Raw genomic sequence first — 25945 nt, forward strand, 5'->3', positions numbered from 1 at the left:
CTCACTCTTCCAGCCAGTCCCCCGCGATGCGACCGGCCAGCAGGGCGAGCAATCTCTCCCCGTCCGCGACGCAGCGCGTGATGTCCGGCTCGACGTCGAGCAGCGCGTAGGCGGCCCTGATGCCCAGCCCGGTCGGGTCGACCTCGCAGCGGCCCGCCACCGCGACCACGGGGACGCTCCCGGACGCCGCCGCCACGCCCGCGGGCGCCTTGCCGTGCCGGGTCTGCGCGTCCAGCGCCCCCTCGCCGGTGATCACCAGCCGGGCGCCGGGCAGCGCGTCGGCGAAGCCGATCAGCTCCAGCACCACCTCGATGCCCGGACGGCGGCGCGCGCCGAGCAGCGTCAACGCGGCGAAGCCGATGCCGCCCGCCGCACCGGCGCCGGGCGCGTCGGCGTGCTCGTGGCCGATCTCGTCGGCCCACGCGCGCAGCCGCTCCTCCAGCACCTCGACCTCCGCTGGGGTCGCGCCCTTCTGCGGCCCGTAGACGGCGGCCGCCCCGGTGGGGCCGAGCAGCGGGTTGTCCACGTCGGTCGCCAGCACGAACTCCACGTCGGACAGGTCCCGGTCGCCCAGCGCCTCCACCATGGCGCGGCCGCCGTCGGTGCACGCGCTGCCGCCGACGCCGAGCACGATCCGCGTGCAGCCGAGGTCCACCGCGCAGGCCAGCAGCTCGCCGGTGCCGCGGCTGGTCGCCGTCAGCGGGGCCGGCGGGTGCAGCCCGGCCAGTCCGGACGCCGCCGCGACCTCCACGACGGCCGTGTCGCCGCGCACCGCGAACGACGCGGCGACAGGCTTGCCGACCGGTCCGGTGACCCACCGGCCGATCCTGGTGAACCCGGCGGCGACGGCGGCGTCGACCACCGGCAGGCAGCGCTCGTCCAGACCCGGAACCGCTTCCCGCAGGCCGCGCGCCACGGCGTCGGCGACCCGCGGGGCGGTGAGCGTGCCCTTGAACTTGTCCGGCGCCACGAGCACGTGACCGGTCACGGCAGCGGCTCGAACTCGCGCATGGCGGCGATGGACGAGCCGTTGGCGGTGTTGCCCTCGCGCTCGATCATGATCTCGACGAGCACCGGGCGGCTGGTCCGCTCGGCCTCCTTGCGCGCCCACTCCAGCGACTCGCGGATCCGCTCCGGCTCGGTGACCCTGGTGCCGGAGCAGCCGTAGGCCTCCATGATCTTGACGTTGTCCGACCCGTTGACGTCGTAGTGGATGTCGACCTCGTACTTCATGTCGTACCCGCCGTGGTCCTCGGCCATCCGGATCAGGCCCAGGTACTCGTTGTTCAGCATGATCAGCACGAACGGCACGTCGTACTGGGCGCCGACGGCCAGTTCCTCGACGAGGAACTGGAACGAGTAGTCGCCGACGATCCCGACCACCTCGGCGCCGGGTTCGGTGTGCTTCAACGCCTTCTTCACGCCGATGGCCGCCGGGATCTCCCAGCCGAGCGGACCGGCCTGGCCGCACACCTGGTAGTGCCGCGGCTTGTGCGCCTTCTGGTGCTGGCCGGACCAGATCTGGTAGAGCCCGATCGCGGTCACGAAGTAGGTGTCGGGGCCGTAGAACCCGTTGATCTCCTTGAACACCCTGGGCGCCTTGACCGGGACGTCCGGGAAGTCCTCGCGCCGGGTCAGGGTGGCCTTCAGCTCCTGGACCCGCGCGACCCACCCCCCGGCCGCACGACCGGCGTCCCGTGACCGCGCGAGGTCGATGATCGCGCGCAGGAACAGCTTCGCGTCGGCCACGATCCCGAGGTCCGGCCCGAAGACGCGGCCGATCTGGGTCGGCTCGAAGTCGACGTGGATGAACGTCCGCGAGCCGCGGTAGGTGTCGAGGTCGCCGGTGTGCCGGTCGCCGAACCGCGCGCCCAGCGCCAGCACCAGGTCGGATTCCAGGAACGACGCGTTGCCGTAGCGCTGCGAGGTCTGGATGCCGGTCATGCCCGCGTACAGCGGGTGGTCCTCGTCGACCGCGCCCTTGCCCATCAGCGTCGCCTGGATCGGCACCTGGAGGTACTCGGCCAGTTCCAGCAGTTCCTCGTGCGCCTCACCGAGGATCACGCCGCCGCCCGCGAGCAGCAGCGGACTCTCCGCCGCCAGCAACAGCTCCAGCGCCCGTTCGACCCGCGGACCGTGCGGCACCGCCCGCGTCACGGGCAGCGGCGCGTCGATCGTGGAATCCCACTCGATCTCCTGCTTCTGCACGTCCAGCGGCAGGTCGATCAGCACCGGCCCCGGCCGTCCCGAGCGGGCGGTCCGGAATGCCTCGCGGAAGATCCACGGCGCTTGCGCGGCCTCCTTGACCTGCACGGCCCACTTCGTGACCGGCTTGGCGATCTCCACGATGTCGACGGCCTGGAACGCCTCCTGGTGCAGCTTCGTGGAGACGGCCTGGCCGGTGACGCAGAGGATCGGCACGGAGTCGGCCTGCGCGGTGTACAGCCCGGTGATCATGTTCGTGCCCGCGGGACCGGACGTGCCGATCGCGACGCCGACGCCACCGGTCGTGCGCGACCAGCCGTCGGCCATGTGCGTGGCGCCCTCCTCGTGCCGCACGATCAGGTGCTCGATCGTGCCGTCGCGCTCCATCGCCTGGTAGAACGGCAGGATCGCGGCGCCGGGGCAGCCGAACACGGTGTCGACGCCCTCCGACTTGATGACCTCGATGACGGCCCGCATGACGGGGATCTTCGGCATTACGCCCTCCCGGAGAGGTTCTCGACGACCTTGAGCAGGGCGGAGTGGTCGAGGGAGCCGTACCCCCGCGCCCGTCCCGCCGCGATGAGCTGGGCGATCAGCCCCGTCACCGGAAGTGCGACGTCGACCTGCCGGGCCGCGGCCAGCGCGATGCCCATGTCCTTGTGGTGCAGGTCGATCCGGAAACCCGGCGTGAAGTCGCGGGCGATCATGCTCTCCCGCTTGAGGTCCAGGATCCGGTTGGCGGCCAGGCCGCCCGCGAGCACGTCGAGGCCCGCCTTGGCGTCCACGCCGGACGCCTCCAGCAGCACGATGGCCTCCGCGACAAGCGCGTAGATGCCGCCGACCACGAGCTGGTTGGCCGCTTTCACGACCTGGCCCGCGCCGTGCGGTCCGACGTGGACGACGGTCCTGCCGACCGCTTCCAGCACCGGCCGGGCCGCGGCGAAGTCGGCCTCCCCGCCACCGACCATGATCGACAGCGAGGCCTGCTCGGCGCCCGCCTGGCCACCGGACACGGGCGCGTCGAGCACCCGGATCCCCTTGGAGGCGGCGGCTTTCGCCACGGCCACCGAGGTTTCCGGCCGGATCGTGCTCATGTCGATCAGCAGGGTCCCGGACGCCGCCAGCTCCAGCACCCCGCCGTCGCCGAGCACGACCTCCTCGACCTGGGGGTCGTCGGGCAGCATGGTGATCACGACGTCCGCGCCGGACACGGCCTCCGCGACGCTCGCCGCCGCCGTGCCGCCCGCGGCGACGAGCTTGGCGAGTGCGCCGGCGTCGAGGTCGAAGCCGGTCACCCGGTGGCCCGCCGCGACGAGGTGCCCGGACATGGGCGACCCCATGATGCCGAGGCCGATGAACCCGATGGTGGTCACTGGTCTTCCTCCCTGGTGAGCCAGCCGAAGCTGGCGGCGGACGAGGTCGTGGGCCGGTACTCGGCGCCGACGAAACCGCGGTAGCCGTTCGCTTCCAGCCGGGCGAGGTACCGCCCGATCTCCAGCCCGCCGCTGCCCGGTTCGCCGCGGCCGGGGGCGTCGGCGATCTGCACGTGGCCGATCCGCGCGGTGTGCCCGGCGATCACGGCGTCGATGTCGTCCCCGTTGACGCCGAGGTGGTAGAGGTCGGCGAGCAGGGCGACGTTCGGCCTGCCGAGCCGGTCGATCACGGCCAGCGCGTCGGCCGCGGTGAGCAGCGGGTAGGCCAGGACCGCGCTGACCGGTTCGAGCAGGACGGTCGCGTCGATCGCGGCCGCGGCGTCGGCGGCGAACGCGAGGTTCCGCAGCGCCAGCGCGTCCTGCTCGGCCGGGTCCACGCCGTCGATCCGGTTGCCGTACAGGGCGTTGAACGCGCGGCAGCCCGTCTCGCGGGCGATGCCGATCGCGATGTCGACGCTCGCCTTGAACTCGTCCTCGCGGCCGGGCCACGACACCAGGCCGCGGTCGCCTGCGGGCAGGTCGCCCGCGAAGAAGTTGAGGCCCACCAGCCGCACACCGGCGGCGGTGATCGCGCCGACGAACTCCGCGACCTCGCGCTCGTCCGGCTGGGCGACCGTGAACGGCCACCAGAACTCGACCGCGTCGAACCCGGCGGCGCGGGCGGCCGCGGGGCGGTCGAGCAGCGGCAGTTCGGTGAACAGGATCGAGAGGTTGACGTCGAACCGCATGAGCAATTCTTCCACAATGCGGAAGTAAGATTCCGTACAACGAGAGCGTAGGCGGCGGTTGCGGAAGAGCGCAAGACTGTTGACAGCGCTCGAACCCGCTCGTACCGTCCCTCTCTGCGGAATAAGAATTCCGCGATACAGAAAAGGAAAGCGCCTGTGCCTGGCCTGCAAGCGTTCAACTCCGCACTGGCGGAGGAACTCCGACCGCTGCTCACCGAGTGCCTCGCGGTCCCCCGCTGGGTGGACGCCGTGATCGCCGCCCGGCCCTACCCGGACGTCGACGCGCTGGCCGCCGCCGCCGAGGTGGACCTGAGCGCCGACGAGGTACTCGGCGCCATCGCGGGCCACCCCCGCATCGGCGAGCGCGCGAAGCACGACGGCGTGTCCGCGAAGTGGTCGGCGGCCGAGCAGTCCGGCGTCGACGCGTCCGTCGCGGACCGGCTCGTCGCCGCGAACCTCGCCTACGAGGAGCGGTTCGGCCACATCTACCTGGTGTGCGCGACCGGGCTCACCGGCGAGCGGATGCTGGAGGACCTGGCGGCGCGGATGGGCAACGACCCGGACACCGAACTCCGCGTGGTCAACGGCGAACTGGCGAAGATCGCGGCCTTGCGGCTGCGCAAGGCCATCGCCTGAGATGCACGCACACACCGACCAAGGGAGCCGATCGATGGCCATCATCCTGGGGCCGAACCAGTACGGGAAGGCGGAGAACCGCCTCGTCGTGGTGTCGCGCGACGGGTCCGTGCACACCATCAAGGACCTGACGGTCAGCACCTCGCTGCGCGGCGACCTGGCGGACACCCACCACACCGGCGACAACTCCAAGGTGCTCGCGACCGACACGCAGAAGAACACGATCTACGCGTTCGCCAAGCAGGCGCCCGTCGGCGAGATCGAGGACTTCGCGCTGCGGCTCGGCAGGCACTTCGTGTCGTCCCAGGAGGCCATCACCGGCGCGCGTGTGCTGATCGACGAGCACGGGTGGAACCGGATCGACGCCAACGACCACTCGTTCGTCCAGGGCGGCAATGAGAAGCGCACCACCGCCGTGACCGTCCAGGGGTCCGCCGCGTGGGTCGTGTCCGGCGTGCGCGACCTGGTCGTGCTGAAGACGACCGGGTCGGAGTTCCACGGGTTCCCGCAGGACCCGTACACGACGCTGGAGGAGACCGACGACCGCATCCTGGCCACGTCGGTGACCGCCCGGTGGCGCTACCTGGGCACCGACGTGGACTGGGCGAAGGCGTACCCGGAGATCCTGGGCCTGCTGCTGGAGGCGTTCGCGACCAAGCACAGCCTGTCGTTGCAGCAGACGCTGTACGCGATGGGCGAGGCCGTGCTGCTGGCCAGGCCGGACGTGGCCGAGGTGCGGCTGTCGATGCCGAACAAGCACCACTTCCCGGTCGACCTCAGCGCGTTCGGGCTGGAGAACGACAACGAGGTGTTCTACGCCGCCGACCGCCCGTACGGGCTCATCGAGGGCACCGTGCTGCGCGACGACGCCGAGGACGCCGGACACGCCTGGGACACCCTCCCCGCGTTCTGATGCTTCGGGGGGTGGTGCGGCTCTCCGCACCACCCCTGACCTGCGCTATTCACTCGAAGGTGGTGCACATCACTCGTTCGGAGCAATGTTGTGTTCCGCAGAGCACCACACGGTGGCTGCAAGATGTCGAAAAGGCCGTACTCTCGCGAACATGAGTGATGTCAAACGGGGTCTCTCGCCGGTCACGATGTTCCTGGACGACGAGGCTGTGATCACCGTTTCCGGCGCACTGGACGCCACGACGGCTCCGGACTTCAAGCGCATGGTCACCGACTTCTTCGAGGTGGCCGACCGCCCGGTCACCGACGTCCTGACGTTGGACCTCTCCTCGGTGTCCGCCTGCGACCAGGCCGCCCGCGACCTCGTCCGCTACGCCCAGGCCGTCTGCTCCGACCGCTCCGTGGCGCTGCGCGTCGTCCCCAGCGCCCCCGTGAGCCGGGCGCTGACCAAGCACTAGGAACCTCGTCGACGACTACGGCTCGCGGCTGACGAGCGCTTTCAGGCCGTCGACCCCGAGCCCCGTCACCCGCAGCACCTCGGCCTCGTCCAGCGCGCCGCAGTCCAGCGCGCGCAGGAACGAGGACGACAGCGCCTGCGCGGTCGCCGGTTCGTCCAGCACCGTGCCGCCCGCGCGGTCCACGTACGCCTTGAGCCGCCGCGCGTCCGCCTCCACCCCTTCGAGGTAGAACGCGTGCACGGCCGCGTACCTGGTCACCAGCTGCGCCGGGTGCAGGTCCCAGCCCTGGTAGAAGCCGTGGGACAACGAGCGGCGGACGAGCCCGTAGTGCGTCCGCCAGCCCTCCGCCACCGCGTCGCCGACCGGCAGGACGTTGGTCGAGCCGTCGGACACCCGGATCCCCGCGTTGGCCGCGGCCACCTGCATCACGTTGCGCGCGAAGTCGCACGCCCCGTGCGCCAGGTGCTGGTGCGCCGCGCCGAGCCCGCAGCCCGCCGTGTAGTCGTAGGTGCCGAAGTGCAGCCCGGACACCCGGCCGCGGCCCGCCTCGACGAACCGCGGGATCGCCAGCCTGCCCTCGGGGTCGACGATCGACTGGGTGGTCTCGACCTGGATCTCGAACCGCAGCGGGACACCGAACAGGTCGAGGATCTCGCCGAACACCTCCACCTGGTCGACCGAGGTGACCTTCGGGAACGTGAGCACGAAACCGGGCGGCGGGTCGCCGAGCGCGGTCAGGAAGATGTCGAGCGTCCGGATGCCGCGCTCGCGCAACGCCCTGGTGTCGAACGACTTCATCCGGATCCCGACGTACGGCGGAAGCACGCCGTCGCGCGCCCACTCCGCGACGACCCCCGCCGCGCGTTCGGCGTCGGCGTCCTCCACCGCGTCGTCGGGCGCGCCGTAGCCGTCCTCGAAGTCGATCCGCAGGTCCTCCACGGGTTCGGCCGCGAGCTTGGCGCGCACCCGGTCGTGGATCACCGGCGCCAGGGCCTCCGGCAGCAGCGCGGTCAGGGCGTCGGCGTGCCCGTCCAGCGCCGCAAGCGCTTGCGCGCCCCAGTCGGCGATCAGGTCGCCGGTCACCGCCGACGCGGGGACGTAGCAGGTGTGCACGGGCTGCCTGCCCTCCGGCAGCGTGCGCTCCACATCGGACAGCCGTGCGGTGGCGGCCTGGACCGCCACCGCGTCGAGCGACGTCCTCGGCACGTCAGGGGATCCGGGCGTAGGCGGGCACCGTCAGGAAGTCCGCGAACTCCTCGCTCAGCGCGACCTGCTCGAACAGCTCAGCCGCCAGGTCGAGGTGCTCACCGGACAGCTCGAACTTGGTGCGCGCCAGCACTTCCCGCACCAGGTCGGCCGTCACCGGCGTGCCGTCGCTGAGCACGACCTCGTTGTGCACCCACTGCCACAGCTGGGAACGGGAGATCTCGGCGGTGGCCGCGTCCTCCATCAGGTTGTGGATGGCCGCCGCACCGTTGCCCCCCAACCAGGACACGAGGTAGCGCAGGCCGACGTCCACAGCGGACTCGACGCCCGCCCTGGTCGCCTCGCCGCCGGTGGCCTTGAAGTCCAGCAGCTGCGCGGCCGTCACGGACACGTCGTCGCGCCGCCGGTCGAGCTGGTTCGGCTTGTCGCCCAGCTTGGCGTCGAAGATCTCCTCGCACACCGGCACGAGGTCCGGGTGCGCCACCCACGAGCCGTCGAAGCCGTCGTTCGCCTCGCGGTTCTTGTCGTCGCGCACCTTCGCCAGCGCCTGCGCGGTGACCTCCGGGTCGCGCCGGTTCGGGATGAACGCGGCCATGCCGCCCATCGCGAACGCCCCGCGCTTGTGGCACGTGCGGACCAGGAGTTCGGTGTAGGCGCGCATGAACGGCGCCGTCATGGTGATGCTGTTGCGGTCGGGCAGCACGAAGTCGGCGCCCGCGTCGCGGAAGTACTTGATGATGCTGAACAGGTAGTCCCAGCGGCCCGCGTTGAGACCGGAAGCGTGCTCGCGCAGCTCGTAGAGGATCTCCTCCATCTCGAACGCGGCCGGGATCGTCTCGATCAGCACGGTCGCGCGGATGGTGCCGTGCTCGACGCCCAAGCGCTCCTCGGCGGCGGTGAACACGTCGTTCCACAGCCGGGCTTCGAGGTGGCTCTCCATCTTCGGCAGGTAGTAGTACGGCTTGCCGAGCGACGAGTTGTGGAAGAAGTGCAGCCCGAAGTCGACCAGCGCGCCCACCGCGGGACGGCCGCCGAACTCCAGGTGCCGCTCGTCGAGGTGCCAGCCGCGCGGCCGGACCACGATCGCCGGGCGCGCCACGTCGTCCTTCAACGCGTAGTGCTTGCCCTCCGCCGAGGTGAACTCGATCGTCCCGCGCGCCGCGTCGTACAGGTTCACCTGACCGGAGACCACGTTCTCCCAGTGCGGGGTGTTCGCGTCCTCCAGGTCCGCGAGCCACACCTTCGCACCCGAGTTCAGCGCGTTGATCGCCATCTTCCGCTCGGTCGGCCCGGTGATCTCGACCCGCCGGTCGGTCAACGCCTCTGGCGCGGGCGCCACCTGCCACTCCGACTCGCGGACCTCCGCCGTCTCCGGCAGGAAGTCCAGCGTCCCCGAGGCACGACGCGCGGCGCGGCGCGCCAGCAACTCGTCGCGGGTGGCCGCGAAGTCGCGGTGCAGTCCCGCCAGGAACTCGAGCGCTTCCGGGGTGAGGACCTCCTCACCACGATCGACCTGGCCGCCGAGGACGCGGATGTCGGACATGGAGGTCCACCTCGCTTCTGGGGGCTGAGTTTCTACTTCGTGGACTATAGTTTTTGCATAGCGGAACTGCAACGACGGCCGGTGGACCGAGGAGTGATCATGGCGCGCGAGTCGTCAGGCGGAGTGCAGTCCCTCCAACGCGCCTTCGACCTGCTCGAACGCCTGGCCGACGCGGGCGGCGAAGCCAGCCTCTCGGAACTGGCCACCACCTCGGGCCTCCCCCTGCCCACCATCCACCGCCTCATCCGCACCCTCGTCACGCTGGGGTACGTGCGGCAGAACCGCAACCGCCGCTACACCCTCGGCTCCCGCCTCATCCGCCTCGGCGAGAGCGCCGGGCGCCAGTTCGGCACGTGGGCCAGGCCGTTCCTGACGGAACTGGTGGACCAGGTCGAGGAGACCGCGAACCTCGCGGTGCTGGACGGCGACGAGGTCGTCTACGTGGCGCAGGTCCCGTCGAAGCACTCGATGCGCATGTTCACCGAGGTGGGCCGACGACTGCTCCCCCACGGCACCGGCGTCGGCAAGGCCATGCTGTCGCAACTCCCCCGCGCCGAAGTGCTCGCACTGCTGGAGCGCACGGGCCTGCCCGCGTACACCCCGAGCACCATCACCGACACCGCGGAACTGCTCGACTCCCTGGACCGCATCGCCGAACAGGGCTACGCCCTCGACGAGAGCGAACAGGAACTCGGCGTCCGCTGCGTCGCGGTCCCCCTCGCGGGCGCCCCCACCCTCTCCGCCGTCTCCGTCTCCGGCCCCGAGGGCAGGCTCACCAAGGACGCCGTCGCCCGCATCCTCCCCGAGGTGCTGGCCATCGCGAAGCGCCTCAGCGACCAGGCGGCGAACTCGTAGGTCCCGGTCCTGGACATCGTCCGCGGGTACCACCGGGCGGAGTTCGTCGACGTGGAGTCGTGGACCCGCAACAGGCCCGGAGAAAAGCCCCGGACCAGGGCCTCACGCGTTGTCGGTGAGGACCTCGTCCACGAACCGGTTCAGGTTGGCGACCGTGCGGTCGATGCGCTCGTCCACGGACAGCGCCTCGTTAGCCTTCGGGCCGGACGCGCTGCGCCTGCCGCGGGTGTACTGGCAGCAGGCGAGGTCCGCGCAGATGTAGGTGCCGACGGTGTTGCCGAGCTTGCCCGCGGCGCCGACGCGGCGGGCGGAGAACAGCGACACGTCGGCCTGGCCGTGGACGGTGCAGCAGAACGCGCACATCGACTGCTTGACCCGCCCCTTGGGCTGGGTCGCGGACGACAGCGCGAGGCCGACCACGCCGTCCTCGCGCGGGAGCACGACGTAGGCGTTGTGCACGGCCCTGGGGTCGCGCCAGCCGAGGAAGTCCAGGTCGGACCACCCGATGTCGGCGAGCCTGCCCGGCAGCGTGAGCCGCTTCGCCTCGCCTTTCGAGCAGTTGACGAACGAGTTCCTGATGGCACTTTCGGCTAGCGCGTCCACAGTCCGATCATCCGTTCCGGTGTTGTCCGGGGGCAACCGGATTTAGCCGAGCAGGGCGTCCACGAAGGCACCCGGCTCGAACGGGGCGAGGTCGTCGGCGCCTTCGCCGAGGCCCACGAGCTTGACCGGGACACCCAGTTCGCGCTGCACCTGGAAGACGATGCCGCCCTTGGCGGTGCCGTCGAGCTTGGTGAGCACGATGCCGGTGATGGCCACGACGTCGGCGAAGACGCGGGCCTGGGTGAGGCCGTTCTGGCCGGTGGTGGCGTCGAGGACCAGCAGGACCTCGTCGACCACGGTGAGCTTCTCGACGACGCGCTTGACCTTGCCGAGTTCGTCCATCAGGCCGGTCTTGGTGTGCAGCCGGCCCGCGGTGTCGATCAGGACGGTGTCGACGCCGAGGTCGATGCCGCGCTTGACGGAGTCGAAGGCCACCGAGGCCGGGTCGCCGTTCTCCGGGCCGCGCACGGTGTCCGCGCCCACCCGTGAACCCCAGGTCTGGAGCTGGTCGGCCGCCGCCGCGCGGAACGTGTCCGCAGCGCCCAGCAGGACCGTGCGGCCGTCGGCGACGAGCACGCGGGCGAGCTTGCCGGTGGTGGTGGTCTTGCCGACGCCGTTCACGCCCACGACGAGCGCGACGGCGGGTTTGCCGTCGGCGTGGGGCAGGGCGCGCACGGAGCGGTCGAGGTCGGGGTGGAGCTTCTCGATCAGCACCTCGCGCAGCAGGGCGCGGACCTGGTCGGCGCTGCGGACGCCGCGCGACACGATCTCCGCGCGGAGCTTCTCGACGATCTCCATCGTGGTGGCCGCGCCGAGGTCGGCGAGCAGCAGCGTGTCCTCGACCTCGGTCCAGGAGTCCTCGTCCAGGTCGCCCGCGCCCAGCAGGCCCAGCAGGCCGGTGCCGAGGGTGGAGCGGGAGCGGGAGAGCCTGCCGCGCAGGCGTTCGAGCCTGCCCGCGGTGGGTTCGATGTCGTCGAGCGCGGGCTCGTCCTCGATCGGCTCCGGTTCCGCGACCTCGGGTTCCGCGGGCCGCACGGGTTCCACCGGCTTCGGCGCCTTGGGCTCGGCGACCACCGCGTCCGGCAGGGCCACGTCCACCAGCGGCCGCTTCACGGAGTCGCGCGGCACCGCGGCGTCGTCGCCGACGCCGGGTTGGCCGTCGACCTCGGTGCGTTCGACGGCGGGGTGCTCGGACGGGGCGAACGTGATGCCGCTGCCCGCCCGGTACCCGGTGGCCTTGGGGGTCTCCTCCTGGTCGGTCAGGCTGATCCGCCTGCGGCGGGCCAGCACCACACCGACGATGAGCGCGACCGCGAGCACGGCCACAACGGCTACAACGATCCAGATCACGGACGAGGTCGACACGGGCGCCATCCTCGCACGGTGCCCCGTGTGATCAGTCGACAAACCACCCTTGCAGTCGGCGAATCACCCACGAACAGACCTTGCGGTCCCACGCCGGGTGCAATAGACCACACGACATGAAGGTCATCGGGGTGATCTCGGGGACGTCGATGGACGCCATCGACGTGGCTCTCGCCGATCTCCGCCTGGACGGCGACACCGTCGTGCTGACCCCGCTGGGGCACGCCGAGCACCCGTTCCCGGCCGACGTGCGCACCGGGTCGGCCGCCGAGCTGTGCCGGGCGGACACCCGGCTCGGGCAGGCGTTCGCCGCCGCCGCGGTCGCCATGGGCGAGGCCAACCTGGTCGCCTCCCTCGGCCAGACCGTGCACCACTGGGTCGAGGACGGCCGCTGCCTCGGGACGCTGCAACTGGGCCAGCCGGCGTGGATCGCCGAGGCGACCGGGCTGCCGGTCGTGGCCGACCTGCGGGCGCGCGACGTCGCCGCGGGCGGGCACGGAGCCCCGCTGGCCAGCACGTTGGACGCGCTGTGGCTGGCCGACCTGGCCGCCACCTCCGGCGGGCCCGCCGTCGCGCTGAACATCGGCGGGATCGCGAACATCACCGTGGTCGCGCCCGGCGCCGACCCGATCGCCTACGACACCGGACCGGGGAACGCGCTGCTCGACGCCGCTGTCCTCGAGCTGTCGCACGGCCTGCGCGACCACGACGTCGACGGGGAGCTGGCGTCACGTGGCACCGCGTCCCCGGACTACCTCGCCGCGCTGCTCGCCGACCCGTACTACGCGCTGCCCGCGCCGAAGTCGACCGGCAAGGAGCACTTCGACCTCGCCTACCTGCACCGGACCACCTCCGGGCTGCCGACGGTGCGCGGCGAGGACCTGATGGCGACGCTGACCGCGCTGACCGCGCTGACCATCGCCGACGCGTGCCGCGAACACGGCGCGGGCGTGGTCGTCGGATCCGGCGGCGGCCTGCGCAACCCCGCGCTCGTGGCCGCGCTGACCCGCGCGCTCGGCCCCGTCGACCTGGTCACCAGCGACTCGCTCGGCCTGCCGTCGGACGCCAAGGAGGCGTACCTGAGCGCGCTGCTCGGCTTCCTCACGTGGTCCGGCGTGCCGTCCTCGGTGCCCACCGCGACCGGCGCGACCGGCCCGCGCCTGCTCGGGAGCGTCACGCCCGGCCGCGAGCCGCTTCGGCTCCCCGAACCCGCCGCCACACCCGTCACCCGACTGCGGATCGGCCATCCAGGAGGCACCAGTGCGCGCCCTTGACCTCGCCATAATCGCGATCTTCCTGGTGGGCATGCCCCTGCTGGGGGTGTGGATCGGCGGCAGGCAGAAATCGTCCACCGACTACTTCGTCAGCGAGAGCCGGATCTCCTGGTGGGTGGTGTGCGTGTCCGTCGTGTCGGCGGAGACGTCCACGCTGACCGTGCTCAGCGTGCCGACGGTCGCCTACCTGGCGACCCCCGGCGCGGGCGGGATGACGTTCCTGTCGCTGTCGATCGGCTACCTGCTCGGCCGGATCGTCGTGTCGTTCGTGCTGCTGCCCAAGTACATCGCGGGCGACCTCGTGACCGCGTACGGGTTCCTGGGCCAGCGGTTCGGCAAGGGCCTGCAGGGCACGGCGTCCGTGACGTTCCTGCTGACCAGGCTGCTCGCCGACGGGCTGCGGCTGTTCGCCACCGCGATCCCGGTGAAGGTCGTGCTCACCAGCTACGGCGTGGACGCCTCGTACTGGACGATCGTGGTGGTGCTGGGCATCGCGATGGTGTTCTACAGCTTCTTCGGCGGCGTGCGCGCGGTCGTGTGGGTCGACGCGATCCAGATGCTCTGGTACGTCCTCGGCGCGGTCGCGGTGATCGTCGTGCTGTCCGGGAAGCTGCCCACCGGGTGGTTCGACAAGGCCGTGGACGCCAACAAGTTCCAGCTGTTCGACGTGACGTCGAGCCCGTTGACCAGCCCGTACGCGATCCTGACCGCGCTGATCGGCGGCGCGGTGCTGTCCATGGCCTCGCACGGCGCCGACCAGCTGATCGTGCAGCGGCTGATGGCGACGAAGGACGTGCGGGCGAGCCAGAAGGCGCTGATCGCCAGCGGTGTCGTGGTGTTCGTGCAGTTCGCGCTGTTCCTGTTCATCGGCGTGATGCTGTGGGCGTTCTACAACGCCGCGAACCCGGTGAAGGACCTGGGGCTCAACAACAACGACGAGCTGTTCGCGAGCTTCATCGTGAACGACATGCCCTCCGGGCTCTCCGGGTTCGTCATCGCGGGCATCCTGGCCGCCGCGCTGAGCTCGTCGCTGGGCGCGCTGGCGTCCTCGACCGTGACCGACGTCTACCAGCACGTGGTGCGGCGCAAGCTCACCGAGCAGGACCTCTTCAAGCAGGGCCGCATCTGGACGGTGATCTGGGCGGGGCTGCTGATCGTGTGCGCCGGGCTGTTCGCGACGCTGACCAAGCGCGGCAACCCGATCGTCGAGCAGGGCCTGTCCATCGCGGGCTTCACCTACGGCGCCCTGCTCGGCGCGTTCTTCCTCGGGCTGGTCTTCAAGGCGGCCAGGCAGGCCGACGCGATCGCCGCGTTCCTCACGACGGTCGTGGTGATGGCGTTCGTGATCCTCGGCGTCAAGTTCGTCGGCGCCGACCTCGCGCTGAAGATCGACTTCGCCGCGGCATCACCCACGGCGAAGGTCCTGGCCTACCCCTGGTACACCCCGATCGGGGTGCTGATCACCCTGGTGGTGGGCGGGCTGCTCTCGTTGCGGCACAAGGCACCGGCGGTGTCACGCGACCTGTGACCGGTAGGCGACCAGCTCGACGTGCAACCGGAAGCCGAGGCGGTGGAACATCCGCTCGGACGACTCGTTGCCCGCGAGGATCGACGCGGCGGCCTGCGGCCGCGCCCCGTGCGCGGCCGCGAGCTTCCACACCAGTTCGGTGATCAGGGCCGCCCCCACGCCCTGCCCGCGCAGGTCCGGTTCCACCGCGACGAAGTCGACGTAGTACTCCTCCGCCTGCTGCTTGCCCGCCGCGTACCCGAGCACCCGCCCACCGTCCATCGCGACGACCACGGTCCGGTCCGGGGAGTCGCCGACGAGCTTCGCGCCGGACAGGTACGTGCGCGGGAAGCACCGCTCGTGCAGCACCGCCACCGCCTCGTGCACCGCCGCGTCCGTCGGCAGCACCCGCATCTCCCGCGCCGGGCCGGTGCGCGGACACCCCGCTTCACGCAGGAGAAGAGCCCTCAGACCGTCACCGTCCAACACGAACACACTGCTGGGCTTGCCCTTCGCGAACCCGTGCCGCTCGGCGAACGCCGCCAGTCTTCGGTGGGACGTGTGACCGAACAGCTCACGATCAGCGGTGCCTTGGAGAAGCGGAGCAGCCGCCCGGTAGAGCACGTCAGCCGTCTGGTCCCAGATCCGACTGCCCGCCGGGTGGTTCACCGGCACGTCCACGAACGGCCCGTGCAACCACGCCCGAGCGGGCTCCGCGTCCACCTCCACGCTGAGCACACCGCACACGCGGCCGGAATCGTCGGTGGCCACTACTGTGCAGGACGGCCAATCGGGTTCGAACTCGGCGAGCTCCTCGGTCAGCTCGCCGAGCGTCTCACCGAGGTAGCCGATGTGGTGCGCGCTGTCGGCCTGGAGGCGGACGAGCAGCGCGAGGACTGCGCTGAGGTCGCCGGGGACGGCGAACCGGGTGTCGTACATGTCTGGAATGGTCACCCTCCGGGCGGACTTGAGCGAGGGAGTTTTCGAGCGTGGGTACGCACGACCGCCACCGGCCACGCCACCCACCTGCGTGGCGTCCGGTCAGGCACCGCGAGTGGCTCCGCTGTGGGCGAACGGCCGCCGGACGCTCGGTGTCAGCGGCACCACTGTCAGTGGATGTGTGGCCGATTCACCGGACGCGGAACCACGACCATGTCATCATCGTCTACAAGACTGGGTGTGAGGGGAGCACGGAGTCATGGCACTCATCGGATTCGAAGCGATAACCGCTGGCGCGGCGGTTGGCGTTGCCATCGGCGCAGGCCTGGGGGCCGCTGCCGGTCCCAGCTCCACGGCGATGCAGGTGGATCTCGACGAGGCACCGAAGCTGATCCAGGGGTTGAAGGACGCGGTCGACAAGCTGCAGGAGGCTTACGACGCGGCAGTCGGTATCAATTCCGTGGGAGCTCCGGGCAAGGATCCCTACAGCGGAAACGTGACGACGACGATGAAAACCGTCGCCGGAGGCGATCCAGGTGGTTACGGCTGGGCGAACGAAGCTGCCCGCCAAGCCCTGCTGAAGACGATTGAAAACATCGAGAAATCAATCGCGAGCTACCAAGAGACCGACGGCGCCGCTCGCGACTCCCTGACTTAAGGAATGACCCTGTTGAGGACCAACGGCCTGATTCTGCTCATGGCGGTCTCCGCGTGCCTTCTCGGAGCATGCTCCGAGAAGGACCCCGGAACGCCGAGTGCGGAACCCGACGTTTCGACCGGCACTGCGACCGGCACGACGAGCAGTGCACCGTCCACGGACACAGGCGCTCCCGAGCTATCCCTCAACGCGTTCGCCGACAAGCCCTGCGACCTGCTCAAGTCTGACGAGATCGCCCAACTGGGCACCTTCAAAGCGCCCGTGAAGAGCAGCAACGAAGCGACCACCCAATGCAGGTGGGCCGCACAGGATGTGACCAAGGGCGTTGCTTACACGGTAGCGGTCACCACGAACGGCGTCGCGTTCGAGACTGCGGCGCAACAAGCCAAGAGCAACAACCCCTACTTCGAGACGACCGAGGTTTCGGAGTACCCGGCTTTCAACACGGACGGCACGGACGCGAAAGGCTCTTGCTCGACCGGAGTGGGAACGCCGAGCAAAGGTGTGTTCCTCGTCCAGATCAACATGGAGAACAAGGCACTGCCCGAGTACAACGCCCCCTGCGCCGCGACCGAAAAGGCGGCCGCTCTTGTCGTCAAGAATCTGAAGGGTTAACCGATGTCTCCGTCTGACACGAGCACCTTCTTCTCCAGTCCGATGGGCATGTGCGTCAGCGCCAAGGCCGTGTACGGCTGGTTCACAGAGGGCAACGCCAGTGCTACCGACCAGGTCAGCGATGGCTGGGCGAAGGTATCGACCCTCCAGACGGACGTCAGCGGTTTGATCGGCAAAGCGGTCACGGAATCCGGTGCGAGTTGGAGTGGTAGCGCCGCGGACTCCATGCGCTCCTCGACCTCGCCGTTGTCGACGTGGGCGGACATGACCAGCGAGGGCGCGCAGAAGAGCTCAGCAGCGGCGACCGAGGTGAGTTCCGCCTTCCGCGACGCTCAGAACTCGGTTCAGAAGCCGGTCGATGTGCCGGACAAGCCCTGGTACAACGGGGTCGTGCCGTGGGACACGGACTACGACGACGCGGTCGAGCAGAGCCAAGAGGTCGACCAGGCGAACATGCAGGTGATCAACACCTACGCCGAACGCACGAACTTCGCGATCTCCACCATGCCCACCTTCGAGGCCCCGGCCGACTCCACCGCCACCATCGACGACAGCTCCAGCACCACCACCTCCTCCGTCGACTACAAAACCAGCGACCCCAACGCCACCAGCAGCAGTTCCTCGAGCAGTTCCAGCAGCAACTCCACCCCCAACACCCAGGGCTCCAGCGGCTCTCTCGACAACAGCCAGTTCACCAACCCCGGCGGCACGGGCAACACCGGCAACGGGAATGGGAGTGGGAACACGGGGACGAGTGGCAACACCGGGGGGACGACGAATCCGTCCGAGGTGAACAACCCCGGTCAGCCGCCGACGAACACGCCGACGCCTGGGCGGCCGCCGGTGGGGACGCCGGGGATCAACGACGGGTCGACTCCGATCGGGGGGCCGTTCGCGCCGAACGACCCGCGGAACCCGGCGAACAAGTTCGGGACGCCCGCGGGTGGTTCCGCCAAGGCCGGTGGCGCCGGTGGGCTGGGCGGCGGGGCCGGTGGGGCGAGTGGTGCCGGTCGCGGTGGTCTGGGCGGCGGCGGTCTGGGCGCGGGCGGCGGCGCGGGTGCGGGCGCCGGCGTTGGGGCCGGAGCGGCTGGGCGTGGGATCGGGGGGCCGGGGGCCGCTGCGGCGGCCAACCAGTTCGGTGGTGGGACCGGTGCGGTGAACGAGACCGGTGCGCGGGCCGGGGCCGGTGGGTTCGGGCCCGGTGGGGCCGCTGCCGGTGGGCGTGGCGCGGCGGGTGCGGCGGGCGGTATGGGTGCCGGTGGGCACGGGGGCAAGGGCGAGGGTGGCGACGATCTGGAGCACACCTCGAAGTACCTGCAGCCGAGTGACGAGTACTTCGGCGACGGGACCATGGTCGCGCCGCCGGTCATCGGTGGATGAACCTACAAGCGGGGGACAAAGTGCTGCGCAGCCGAGTGGTGCTGCCCGTGGTGGCGCTGTACAACGCCTGGCAGGCCGAGGGGTTGCCGGAGCTGCACCGGGCGTTGTACACGCAGATCGACTTCGACTCCACGGCGATCGCCGACGGTGATCTCAACGGCGCCCTCGCGCTGTTCCAGAGCGGTTGGACGGCCCTGGAACGGCTGGGGCTCGCGCGCGGCCGCAGCGTCCACCCCGACCTGGGGCGGTCGTTGCGGCTGATCGCGCAGGCGGGCACCGAGTACTGGGCGTTCTTCAACCACGGCGACGAGGAGGCGCGGTCGGCGCTGGTGGCCGTGTCGGGCGACGACGCCATCCGGGTGGTGTTGACCGCGGACAAGCACTTCGTGGTCGAACCGGTGCGCGCCGACGAGGCCCCGCAGTCGCTGGTGGCCGTGCTCCCCCAGGTCGGCCCCGGTCAGGGGCCGCTGATCTCGTTGCCCGCGGACGCGCTGCAGCCCAAGGCGCGGCACGCCCGTGAGGAGGAGGGCGGTTTCCTGGAGCAGAACCGGTACGCGACCACGCCGCAGGACCTGCAGAAGGCCGCGTTGCGGAAGCTGCTCGCCGAGAAGCGCCTTGGCGGTGGCCAGCTGTACGCCGCACGGCGCAACCACCTCGGCCGAAAAGTGCGCTGTCCCAAGCCCTTGACGTTCTTCGACACCATCGGCGGCCGATACCTTCAGTACCAGGTGTCCAGCAACGGCCTGCCGTGGAACACCGTGCAGCCCGCGGACTTCGGCACGATGACCGCGCGGCTGGGCATGTTGCCCGCGACGATCCCGAACGTCTGAACAGGGGGACGGGCTTGCAGCCGAACAGCGGTTGGGAGACCCTTCCAAGGTGAGTGAGAAAACGATCCAACTCGAACTCAACGAAACCGGGGTGGCGGTAGACCTGCCCCTGCCCGCAAATCAGCGGGACGCGGTACAGGGAGTCCCCTACCGCCCGGTCGAGTTCCGCGACGACGACCTGCCCACCGCGTTGGAGCGGGCGGCGTCCTGGCTCAGGCAGACGCAGGACTGGCTCGGCGAGCCGGTCGACGTGATCGCCGTCCACCTGGACTACGACGACCGCAAGGGTTCGCCGTACTACGACCTCAAGCTCCTCTGCAACGAAGAGGACCTGGCGGGCGTACCGCGCGCCATGCGCGGCAAGGAGGACACCGCCACCGACGGGTAGTCGGGCCAGCTACCGTTCTGGTCATGTCAGATCGCGTGTACCCCCCGGTGATCGCCGCTGCCAAGACCCTGTTCCGAGTGCTCGACGTTCGGATCACCGTGGACGGCGCGCACCACATACCCCGCGAAGGTGGCGCGGTGCTGGCGAGCAACCACGTCAGCTACCTCGACTTCATCTTCGCCGGTTTCGGTGCGGTGCCCTCCAAGCGCTTGGTGCGGTTCATGGCGAAGCAAGAGGTCTTCGCCAACCGCTACGCGGGCCCGCTCATGCGGGGGATGCACCACATCCCGGTGGACCGGAGCGCGGGCTTGGCCTCCTACCGGGAGGCGTTGGCCGCGCTCCGGTCCGGTGAAGTGGTCGGGATCTTCCCCGAGGCGACGATCAGCCGCTCCTTCACCGTCAAGGAGCTGAAGTCGGGCGCGAACCGGCTCGCGGCGTCGGCCGGTGTGCCGCTGATCCCGGCAGCCCTGTGGGGCACTCAGCGGCTGTGGACCAAGGGCAGGCCGCGCACCCTCACCAAGCGCCACGTGCCGGTCCGCATCCTCATCGGCGAGCCGTTGCACCCGCAGCCGCGCGACAAGCACGACGCGGTCAACGCCGAGCTGCACAAGCGCGTCCAGGAGCTGTTGGACCAGGCGCAGCAGGAGTACCCGGAGAAGCCGAAGGACGACGAGCTGTGGTGGCAGCCCGCGCACCTGGGCGGCACCGCGCCCACGCCGGAGGAAGCCGCCGCGCTGGACGCGAACGGCCGCGAGGAATAGGACCGCCGGTCCACGCGGGTGCCGCAACGCACCCGCGTGGCGCGCGGTATTCCACGACGTGCTTCGCACAAACGTGCGATACTGGGTGTCGAGGCGACCCCAGGTCACGTGACCGGGCGCCCGCAGCCCCTAGCTGAGATCTCGGCGGGGCCGATCCGTCGGACATGCGCAGTCGATCTACGCGTGCGTGACCGGCAAGGAAGGTCATCCCATCATCGAGCACACCCACGACGCCCTCTTCTCCGAGACGGCGCCTGACCTGTTCCCGAAGGAACAGGCCGCGAGCACGCACAAGAGCACCACGTCGGGCCGCGCCCTGGGCAACACCCAGTACGAGGGCCTGTTCCAGCAGCCGCCGCTCCTCCCCGAGTCCGACTCGCCGTCGAACTTCGTGGTCGACGAGAACGAGCAGCAGCCCGACTCGTCGGAGGCGCCCCGGCAGCGCTCGTCCTCCAGGCGCCGGTTCAACTAGGCCCGCGGGCAGGGCTCCAGCACACCTGGTCGACGTTCAGTCGACCGGGGTTTCGTCGGCGGCCTCGGCCGCCGGAACGGGCTCAGCGGGCCCGACAACGGCTTCGGGGGTGTCCACGCGCCCGGCAGCGGGCTCAGCGGCACCAGCGGCGTCGGCAGGGCTTGAAGGCTGCGCAGCGGCTTCCAGCTTCGCCACCGCGGCCTCCGCGGCCACGACAGCGCCGTCGGCGACCGCGACCGCCGCTTCGGCGTCCCGATCGGGCACCTTTCCGGTCGACTTGATCACAGCCGGCTTGGCGCCACGGCCGCGCAGCCGCTGCGAGATGACCTGGCTGATGCCGTCGCCGCGCATCGAGACGCCGTAGAGGGCGTCCGCGATCTCCATCGTCGGCTTCTGGTGGGTGATGATCAGCAGCTGGGACTTCTCCCGCAGCTGCTCGAACAGCCCGATCAGCCGGTGCAGGTTCGTGTCGTCCAGCGCCGCCTCGACCTCGTCCATCACGTAGAACGGCGAGGGGCGGGCGCGGAAGATCGCGACGAGCATCGCCACCGCGGCCAGCGACTTCTCGCCGCCGGAGAGCAGCGAGAGCCGCTTGACCTTCTTGCCCGGCGGGCGCGCCTCGATCTCGATGCCCGTCGTGAGCATGTCCGACGGGTCGGTGAGCACGAGCCTGCCGTCGCCACCGGGGAACAGGGTCGCGAAGACCACCAGGAACTCGCGCGCCACGTCCTCGTACGCCGCGGTGAAGACCTCGAGGATCTTGTCGTCCACGTCCTTGACCACGGTGAGCAGGTCGCGGCGGGTCGCCTTGATGTCCTCCAGCTGGTTGGAGAGGAACTTGTAGCGCTCCTCCAGCGCGGCGAACTCCTCCAGCGCCAGCGGGTTGACCTTGCCCAGCAGCGACAGGTCGCGCTCCGCCCGCTTGGCGCGGCGGGACTGGGTGTCGCGGTCGTACGGGATCGGCTGCGGCGGGGTGACCTGCTCGCCGCGCTCCTTGGCCGCCTCGTACTCGGCGATCTCCGGCTGCGAAGGCGGGATCATCATGTCCGGGCCGTACTCGCTGACCAGGTCCTCGAGACCGATGCCGAAGTCGTCGGCGATCTTGGTCTCCAGCTGCTCGATGCGCATGCGCTGCTCGGCGCGCAGCACCTCGTCGCGGTGCACGGCGTCGGTCAGCTTCTCCAGCTCGCCGGACATCTCCCGCACCACGCCGCGGACCTGCGTGAACAGGGCCTCGTGCTTGGCGCGGCGCTCCTGCGCGACGTCGCGCTCGTGGACGGCCCTGCGCAGCGACTCCTCGATGCGCTCCAACGCCGTCTCGCCGCCGCGCACGACGGCCTTGGCGATGATCGCGCCGTGGGCACGGGCCGCGTGGGCGCGCTGGGCGCGTTCGCGGGCCTCGCGCTCGGCGCGGGCGGCCCGGCGCAGGCCCTCGGCCTTGCCCTGCACGGCGCGGGCGCGCTCCTCGGCGGTGCGCAGCGACAGGCGGGCGTCCATCTCGCCCTGGCGGGCCGACGACAGCTCGGCGGCGATCTCGTCGCGGTGCGAGGAGTCGGGCTCGTCGTCGAGGGTCTGCTCCTCCTGCGCGATCAGCAGGCGTTCCTCCAGCTCCTCCAGCTTGCCGAGGGCTTCTTCGCGGGCCTGCTCGACCTTGGCGCGCTGGGCGCGGACCCGTTCGACGTCGGCTTCGGCGGACCGGACGGCCTGGGCGAGGCGGTTGAGGCGTTCGGAGGACCGCGCGCGGCGGACCTTGGCCTCGTTCAGCTCCTCCTTGACCGCGGCGACCTCGGCGCGGCGGGCCTGCTGCTCGGCGCGGGCGCCTTCCAGCGCGGCGGCGGAGCCCTCCAGGGAGTGCTCGGCGATCGCCAGCTTCTCCTCGGCCTCGTCGACGGCGGCCTGGACCTCGATGACGCTCTGGCTGCGGCCGGAACCGCCGATGGCCCAGTCCTCGCCGAACAGGTCGCCCTCACGGGTCACCGCCCGCACGTCCGGGTGCGCGGTCACGAGGTCGCGGGCGGCGTCCAGGCCGTCCACGACGGCCACGCGGTCGAGCGCGCGGTGCAGGGCGGGGCGCAGGCCGTCCGGGGCGCGGACCAGTTCGACGGCCCACCGGGCGCCGGGCGGCAGCGCGGGCCAGGAGGCCGTGTCCACGGTCGCGCGGGCGCCGCCGACGAGCACGCCCGCGCGCCCGGAGTCGTGCTCCTTCAACAGCTTCAGGGCTTCCAGCGCATCGTGGCCGCCCGCGACCGCCACCGCGTCCGCGATCGGGCCCAACGCGGCCGCCAGCGCGACCTCGGCGCCCTGTTCGACGGTCAGCAGCGCCGCCACGGAGCCCAGGAGGCCCGGTAGCCGGTCTCCCTCGGCGAGCAGCGCGCCCGCGCCGTCCTTGCGCGTCAGGCCCAGCGACAGGGCGTCCACGCGGGCCCGCCAGGACGCGATGTCGCGTTCCGCGGTGCGCTCGGCCCTGATCAGCTCCTCGACCCGCTCCTTGGCCGCGTCGTTCGCCCGCACGGCCTGCTGGTGGCGTTCGTCGAGACCGAGGTCGCCCTCGTCCTCGGTGCCGGTGGTGGCCTCCTGCTCGGCCTGCTCCACCTGCACCAGTTCCGCGCGCGCGGTCGCCTCGGCGAGCGCGGCGGACATCCGCTCGATCTCCTCGGACGTCGCGTTCGTCTTGCTGCGCAGCGCCTCGACCTGGCCGGACAGCCTGGCCAGGCCCTCGCGGCGGTCGGCGACGGCGCGCACGGCGGCCAGGTGCGCCTTCTCGGCGGCCGACACCATGCGTTCCAGCTCGGTGCGGATCTCCAGCGCCTCGGCCAGCCCGATGCGGGCCTCCATGACGCCCTCCTCGAGTTCCAGCTCCAGCTCGGCGGTCTGCTCGGCCTCGGCGTCCAGCTCGTCCGGGTCGCGGCCGCCGCGCGGCGCCTCGACGGCGGCGGACAGGTGGCGGGCGCGTTCCACGGCGAGCCGCACGGTGCCGCGGAGGCGTTCCTCCAACGCGGACAGCCGGTACCAGGTGTCCTGGGCGCGGGACAGCTTCGGGGCGTCCGCCGCGACCAGTTCCTCCAGGTCGTTCTGCTGGACCTGGGCGACCTGCAACGACGCCTCGACCTCGGCGCGGCGGGCGCGGGCCGTGGCCTCGTCCTGCTCCTCGCGGGCCAGCTGGGACCGCTGGGTCACCAGGTCGTCGGCGAGCAGGCGCATCCGGGCGTCCCGCAGCTCCGACTGCACGGTCTGGGCGCGGCGGGCGATCTCGGCCTGCTTGCCCAGCGGCTTGAGCTGGCGGCGCAGCTCGGCGGTGAGGTCGGTGAGGCGGGTCAGGTTGGCCTGCATCGCCTCCAGCTTCCGCAGCGCCTTCTCCTTGCGCTTGCGGTGCTTGAGGACGCCCGCGGCCTCCTCGATGAAGGCGCGGCGCTCCTCGGGCTTGGACTCCAGGATCGCGGCGAGCTGGCCCTGGCCGACGATGACGTGCATCTCGCGGCCGATGCCGGAGTCCGACAGCAGCTCCTGGACGTCCATGAGGCGGCACGAGCTGCCGTTGATCTCGTACTCGGTGGCGCCCTCGCGGAACATCCGGCGGGTGATCGACACCTCGGAGTAGTCGATGGGCAGCGCGCCGTCGGCGTTGTCGATCGTCAGCGTCACCTCGGCGCGGCCCAGCGGGGCGCGGCCGGACGTGCCCGCGAAGATGACGTCCTCCATCTTGCCGCCGCGCAGGTCCTTCGCGCCCTGGGTGCCCATGACCCACTTGAGCGCGTCCAGCACGTTCGACTTGCCGGACCCGTTGGGGCCGACGACGCAGGTGATGCCGGGTTCGAAGCGCAGCGTCGTGGCCGAGGCGAAGGACTTGAAACCCTTCAGCGTCAGGCTCTTCAGGTGCACGTCCGGTCGGCCTTCCCGCGTCCTGGATCGGAAGTCGTCCGGTGGAGGGTACCCGTGGGCGCCCCCCGAACGTGGGAGGCGTGGCCCCTGACCAGCGGATCGATGATCAGCCGGGTGGACGCAGCGTCACCAGCACCTGCTGGTCGGCCACCACTTCCATGTGGTCGATGCCGTCGACGGCGAACGACGAGGAGCCGGGGATGACCTCGTTCTCGGTCTCGCTGGTGCCCCACCAGCCGCCCACCTCGCGGGTGCCGCTCTTGGCGTACAGCACGACCATGCAGCGCAGACCGGGCTTCACGTCCTTGAGCCGCAGCCGCACCTCGGTGCCCCAACCGTGGCTCACCATCGCCACCGACGCGGCGACGCCGGTCTTGCCGTCCATCGCCGACCAGGTCGGCGGCGGGGGCGCGGTCGAGGAAGGGGCGGCCACCTTGACCGGATCGCCCCCGACCAGGCGCGGGAGGAACAGGCCCACCACGGCCAGCAGCACCACCAGCACACCCGCGCCGACCAGCAGCAGCGTCCGGCGGGACTTCCTCGGCCGCGGCTCCGGGGCCGACCGCAGCGCGGTGATCGGCGGCAGCGGCTGGTTGTCGTACGGGTCGGGGTCGTCGAACGGCAGCTCGAGGTCGGCGAGGTTCACCTGGCCGAGCAGGCCGGGCAGCGGGGCGAGCCGGATCAGCTCCTCGCGGCACACGTGGCAGGTGTTGAGGTGGCGCTCGAACACCGACCGCTCGGCCGGGTCCAGCGCTCCGAGCAGGTAAGCGCCCAGCGACGTGATCTGGAAGCAGCTCACGACTCGGTCACCCCTCTCTCGGCGAGGGCGTCGCGGAGGGCGCGGAGGGCGTAGAAGCTGCGGGACTTGACGGTGCCGGCCGGGATGCCGAGCGACTTGGCGGCCTCGGTCACGGTGCGGCGGCGGTAGTACAGCTCGATCACGACGCTGCGGTGGTCGGCGCTGAGCGCGCGGAGTGCCTCGGCGACCTGCCAGCTCTGCAACACGTGATCCACCTCGTCGGCCACGGGCGGGAGGTCGTCGGGCTCGATCGGGATCTCGGTGGCCCTCGCCACCCGGCGCCGGTAGCCGGAGACCACGAGGTTGCGCGCGACCGTGTACAGCCACGGACCGGCCTGCTCGGGGCTCAGCTCGTCGGAGTGGCGCCAGGCCCGGAACAGCGTCTCCTGGACGATGTCCTCGGCGTGCTGGTAGTCGCCGCCGACCATTCGGAGGACATAGCCGTGCAGCGGTCCGCGCCAGCGACCGTACAACTGCCTGACCACATCTTCACCGGGCT

The 25945-nt window shown here is 70.9% G+C and carries 25 protein-coding genes; 13 read left to right on the top strand and 12 right to left on the bottom strand.

Features of this window, described 5'->3' with window-relative positions; genetic code table 11:
• Position 1: 1 nt before the first annotated feature.
• Genes RM788_RS16880 through RM788_RS16895 form a run of 4 tightly spaced genes read right to left on the bottom strand, consistent with a single transcriptional unit; the run spans position 2 to position 4366 of the window.
• Positions 2-988: a glycerate kinase family protein gene (locus RM788_RS16880; protein WP_315932628.1), complete on the bottom strand. Its 987-nt coding sequence runs from the start codon at positions 986-988 to the stop codon at positions 2-4.
• Positions 985-2700, bottom strand: coding sequence for a glyoxylate carboligase (gcl, locus tag RM788_RS16885; protein WP_315932629.1), 1716 nt, complete (start codon positions 2698-2700; stop codon positions 985-987). Before gcl ends, RM788_RS16880 begins: the two co-directional genes overlap by 4 nt.
• On the bottom strand, positions 2700-3578 hold the full coding sequence (locus RM788_RS16890) for a 2-hydroxy-3-oxopropionate reductase (RefSeq protein WP_315932630.1): 879 nt from the start codon (positions 3576-3578) through the stop codon (positions 2700-2702). The genes gcl and RM788_RS16890 overlap by 1 nt, the downstream gene beginning before the upstream one ends.
• Positions 3575-4366 (bottom strand): hydroxypyruvate isomerase family protein, encoded by a 792-nt coding sequence (locus RM788_RS16895; RefSeq protein WP_315932631.1) that lies wholly within the window; start codon positions 4364-4366, stop codon positions 3575-3577. The genes RM788_RS16890 and RM788_RS16895 overlap by 4 nt, the downstream gene beginning before the upstream one ends.
• A gap of 156 nt (positions 4367-4522) precedes the next feature.
• On the opposite strand from RM788_RS16895, the gene uraD reads away from it, so the two are divergent.
• The 3 genes from uraD (at position 4523) to RM788_RS16910 (ending at position 6372) form a co-directional block, all read left to right on the top strand.
• Positions 4523-5002, top strand: coding sequence for a 2-oxo-4-hydroxy-4-carboxy-5-ureidoimidazoline decarboxylase (uraD, locus tag RM788_RS16900; RefSeq protein WP_315932632.1), 480 nt, complete (start codon positions 4523-4525; stop codon positions 5000-5002).
• 34 nt (positions 5003-5036) lie between these two features.
• On the top strand, positions 5037-5915 hold the full coding sequence (gene pucL / locus RM788_RS16905) for a factor-independent urate hydroxylase (RefSeq protein ID WP_315932634.1): 879 nt from the start codon (positions 5037-5039) through the stop codon (positions 5913-5915).
• A 151-nt stretch (positions 5916-6066) separates the two neighbouring features.
• Positions 6067-6372: an STAS domain-containing protein gene (locus RM788_RS16910; protein WP_315932635.1), complete on the top strand. Its 306-nt coding sequence runs from the start codon at positions 6067-6069 to the stop codon at positions 6370-6372.
• Positions 6373-6387: 15 nt separating this feature from the next.
• Here the strand turns inward: RM788_RS16910 and RM788_RS16915 are convergent, their stop codons facing one another.
• Together RM788_RS16915 and aceB are read right to left on the bottom strand one after the other, a co-directional pair.
• Positions 6388-7578, bottom strand: a complete 1191-nt coding sequence (locus tag RM788_RS16915; RefSeq protein ID WP_315932636.1) for a DUF6986 family protein — start codon at positions 7576-7578, stop codon at positions 6388-6390.
• Position 7579: 1 nt separating this feature from the next.
• Positions 7580-9121: a malate synthase A gene (aceB, locus tag RM788_RS16920; protein ID WP_315932637.1), complete on the bottom strand. Its 1542-nt coding sequence runs from the start codon at positions 9119-9121 to the stop codon at positions 7580-7582.
• Between the two features lie 99 nt (positions 9122-9220).
• Between aceB and RM788_RS16925 the strand changes: the two genes are divergently transcribed.
• Positions 9221-9976, top strand: coding sequence for an IclR family transcriptional regulator (locus tag RM788_RS16925; RefSeq protein WP_315932638.1), 756 nt, complete (start codon positions 9221-9223; stop codon positions 9974-9976).
• Between the two features lie 102 nt (positions 9977-10078).
• Here the strand turns inward: RM788_RS16925 and RM788_RS16930 are convergent, their stop codons facing one another.
• A complete protein-coding gene (locus tag RM788_RS16930) occupies positions 10079-10579 on the bottom strand; it encodes an FBP domain-containing protein (RefSeq protein WP_315932639.1) in 501 nt (166 codons plus the stop codon).
• A gap of 42 nt (positions 10580-10621) precedes the next feature.
• Entirely contained in the window at positions 10622-11944 is a 1323-nt protein-coding gene (gene ftsY / locus RM788_RS16935) for a signal recognition particle-docking protein FtsY (protein WP_399343799.1), read from the bottom strand.
• Between the two features lie 116 nt (positions 11945-12060).
• On the opposite strand from ftsY, the gene RM788_RS16940 reads away from it, so the two are divergent.
• Both RM788_RS16940 and RM788_RS16945 read left to right on the top strand, forming a co-directional pair.
• Positions 12061-13218 carry an anhydro-N-acetylmuramic acid kinase gene (locus RM788_RS16940; protein WP_315932641.1) on the top strand — a complete coding sequence of 386 codons (1158 nt, stop codon included), beginning with the start codon at positions 12061-12063 and terminating at the stop codon, positions 13216-13218.
• Positions 13205-14746: a sodium:solute symporter gene (locus RM788_RS16945; protein ID WP_315932642.1), complete on the top strand. Its 1542-nt coding sequence runs from the start codon at positions 13205-13207 to the stop codon at positions 14744-14746. The genes RM788_RS16940 and RM788_RS16945 overlap by 14 nt, the downstream gene beginning before the upstream one ends.
• On the opposite strand, the gene RM788_RS16950 is transcribed toward RM788_RS16945, so the two are convergent.
• A complete protein-coding gene (locus tag RM788_RS16950) occupies positions 14732-15664 on the bottom strand; it encodes a GNAT family N-acetyltransferase (protein ID WP_315932644.1) in 933 nt (310 codons plus the stop codon). The genes RM788_RS16945 and RM788_RS16950 overlap by 15 nt on opposite strands.
• A gap of 259 nt (positions 15665-15923) precedes the next feature.
• On the opposite strand from RM788_RS16950, the gene RM788_RS16955 reads away from it, so the two are divergent.
• The 7 genes from RM788_RS16955 (at position 15924) to RM788_RS16985 (ending at position 20768) form a co-directional block, all read left to right on the top strand.
• On the top strand, positions 15924-16322 hold the full coding sequence (locus RM788_RS16955) for a hypothetical protein (RefSeq protein ID WP_315932645.1): 399 nt from the start codon (positions 15924-15926) through the stop codon (positions 16320-16322).
• A 12-nt stretch (positions 16323-16334) separates the two neighbouring features.
• Entirely contained in the window at positions 16335-16937 is a 603-nt protein-coding gene (locus RM788_RS16960; RefSeq protein WP_315932646.1) for a DUF3558 domain-containing protein, read from the top strand.
• Positions 16938-16940: 3 nt separating this feature from the next.
• On the top strand, positions 16941-18317 hold the full coding sequence (locus tag RM788_RS16965; protein WP_315932647.1) for a hypothetical protein: 1377 nt from the start codon (positions 16941-16943) through the stop codon (positions 18315-18317).
• Entirely contained in the window at positions 18314-19147 is an 834-nt protein-coding gene (locus tag RM788_RS16970; protein ID WP_315932649.1) for an ESX secretion-associated protein EspG, read from the top strand. The genes RM788_RS16965 and RM788_RS16970 overlap by 4 nt, the downstream gene beginning before the upstream one ends.
• A gap of 49 nt (positions 19148-19196) precedes the next feature.
• Positions 19197-19535 (top strand): hypothetical protein, encoded by a 339-nt coding sequence (locus RM788_RS16975; RefSeq protein WP_315932650.1) that lies wholly within the window; start codon positions 19197-19199, stop codon positions 19533-19535.
• Positions 19536-19558: 23 nt separating this feature from the next.
• Positions 19559-20296 (top strand): lysophospholipid acyltransferase family protein, encoded by a 738-nt coding sequence (locus tag RM788_RS16980; RefSeq protein WP_315932652.1) that lies wholly within the window; start codon positions 19559-19561, stop codon positions 20294-20296.
• A 187-nt stretch (positions 20297-20483) separates the two neighbouring features.
• On the top strand, positions 20484-20768 hold the full coding sequence (locus RM788_RS16985; protein WP_315932654.1) for a hypothetical protein: 285 nt from the start codon (positions 20484-20486) through the stop codon (positions 20766-20768).
• Positions 20769-20804: 36 nt separating this feature from the next.
• Here the strand turns inward: RM788_RS16985 and smc are convergent, their stop codons facing one another.
• The 3 genes from smc to RM788_RS17000 form a co-directional block, all read right to left on the bottom strand.
• Complete coding sequence (smc, locus tag RM788_RS16990) at positions 20805-24647, bottom strand: chromosome segregation protein SMC (RefSeq protein ID WP_315932655.1); 3843 nt, start codon at positions 24645-24647, stop codon at positions 20805-20807.
• Between the two features lie 106 nt (positions 24648-24753).
• The gene (locus tag RM788_RS16995; protein WP_315932656.1) at positions 24754-25446 is read right to left on the bottom strand and encodes an anti-sigma factor family protein; all 693 of its coding nucleotides are present in this window, start codon (positions 25444-25446) and stop codon (positions 24754-24756) included.
• Entirely contained in the window at positions 25443-25931 is a 489-nt protein-coding gene (locus tag RM788_RS17000; RefSeq protein WP_315932658.1) for a sigma-70 family RNA polymerase sigma factor, read from the bottom strand. Before RM788_RS17000 ends, RM788_RS16995 begins: the two co-directional genes overlap by 4 nt.
• Positions 25932-25945: the final 14 nt, after the last annotated feature.

This window comes from Umezawaea sp. Da 62-37, assembly GCF_032460545.1.
GTDB lineage: Bacteria > Actinomycetota > Actinomycetes > Mycobacteriales > Pseudonocardiaceae > Umezawaea.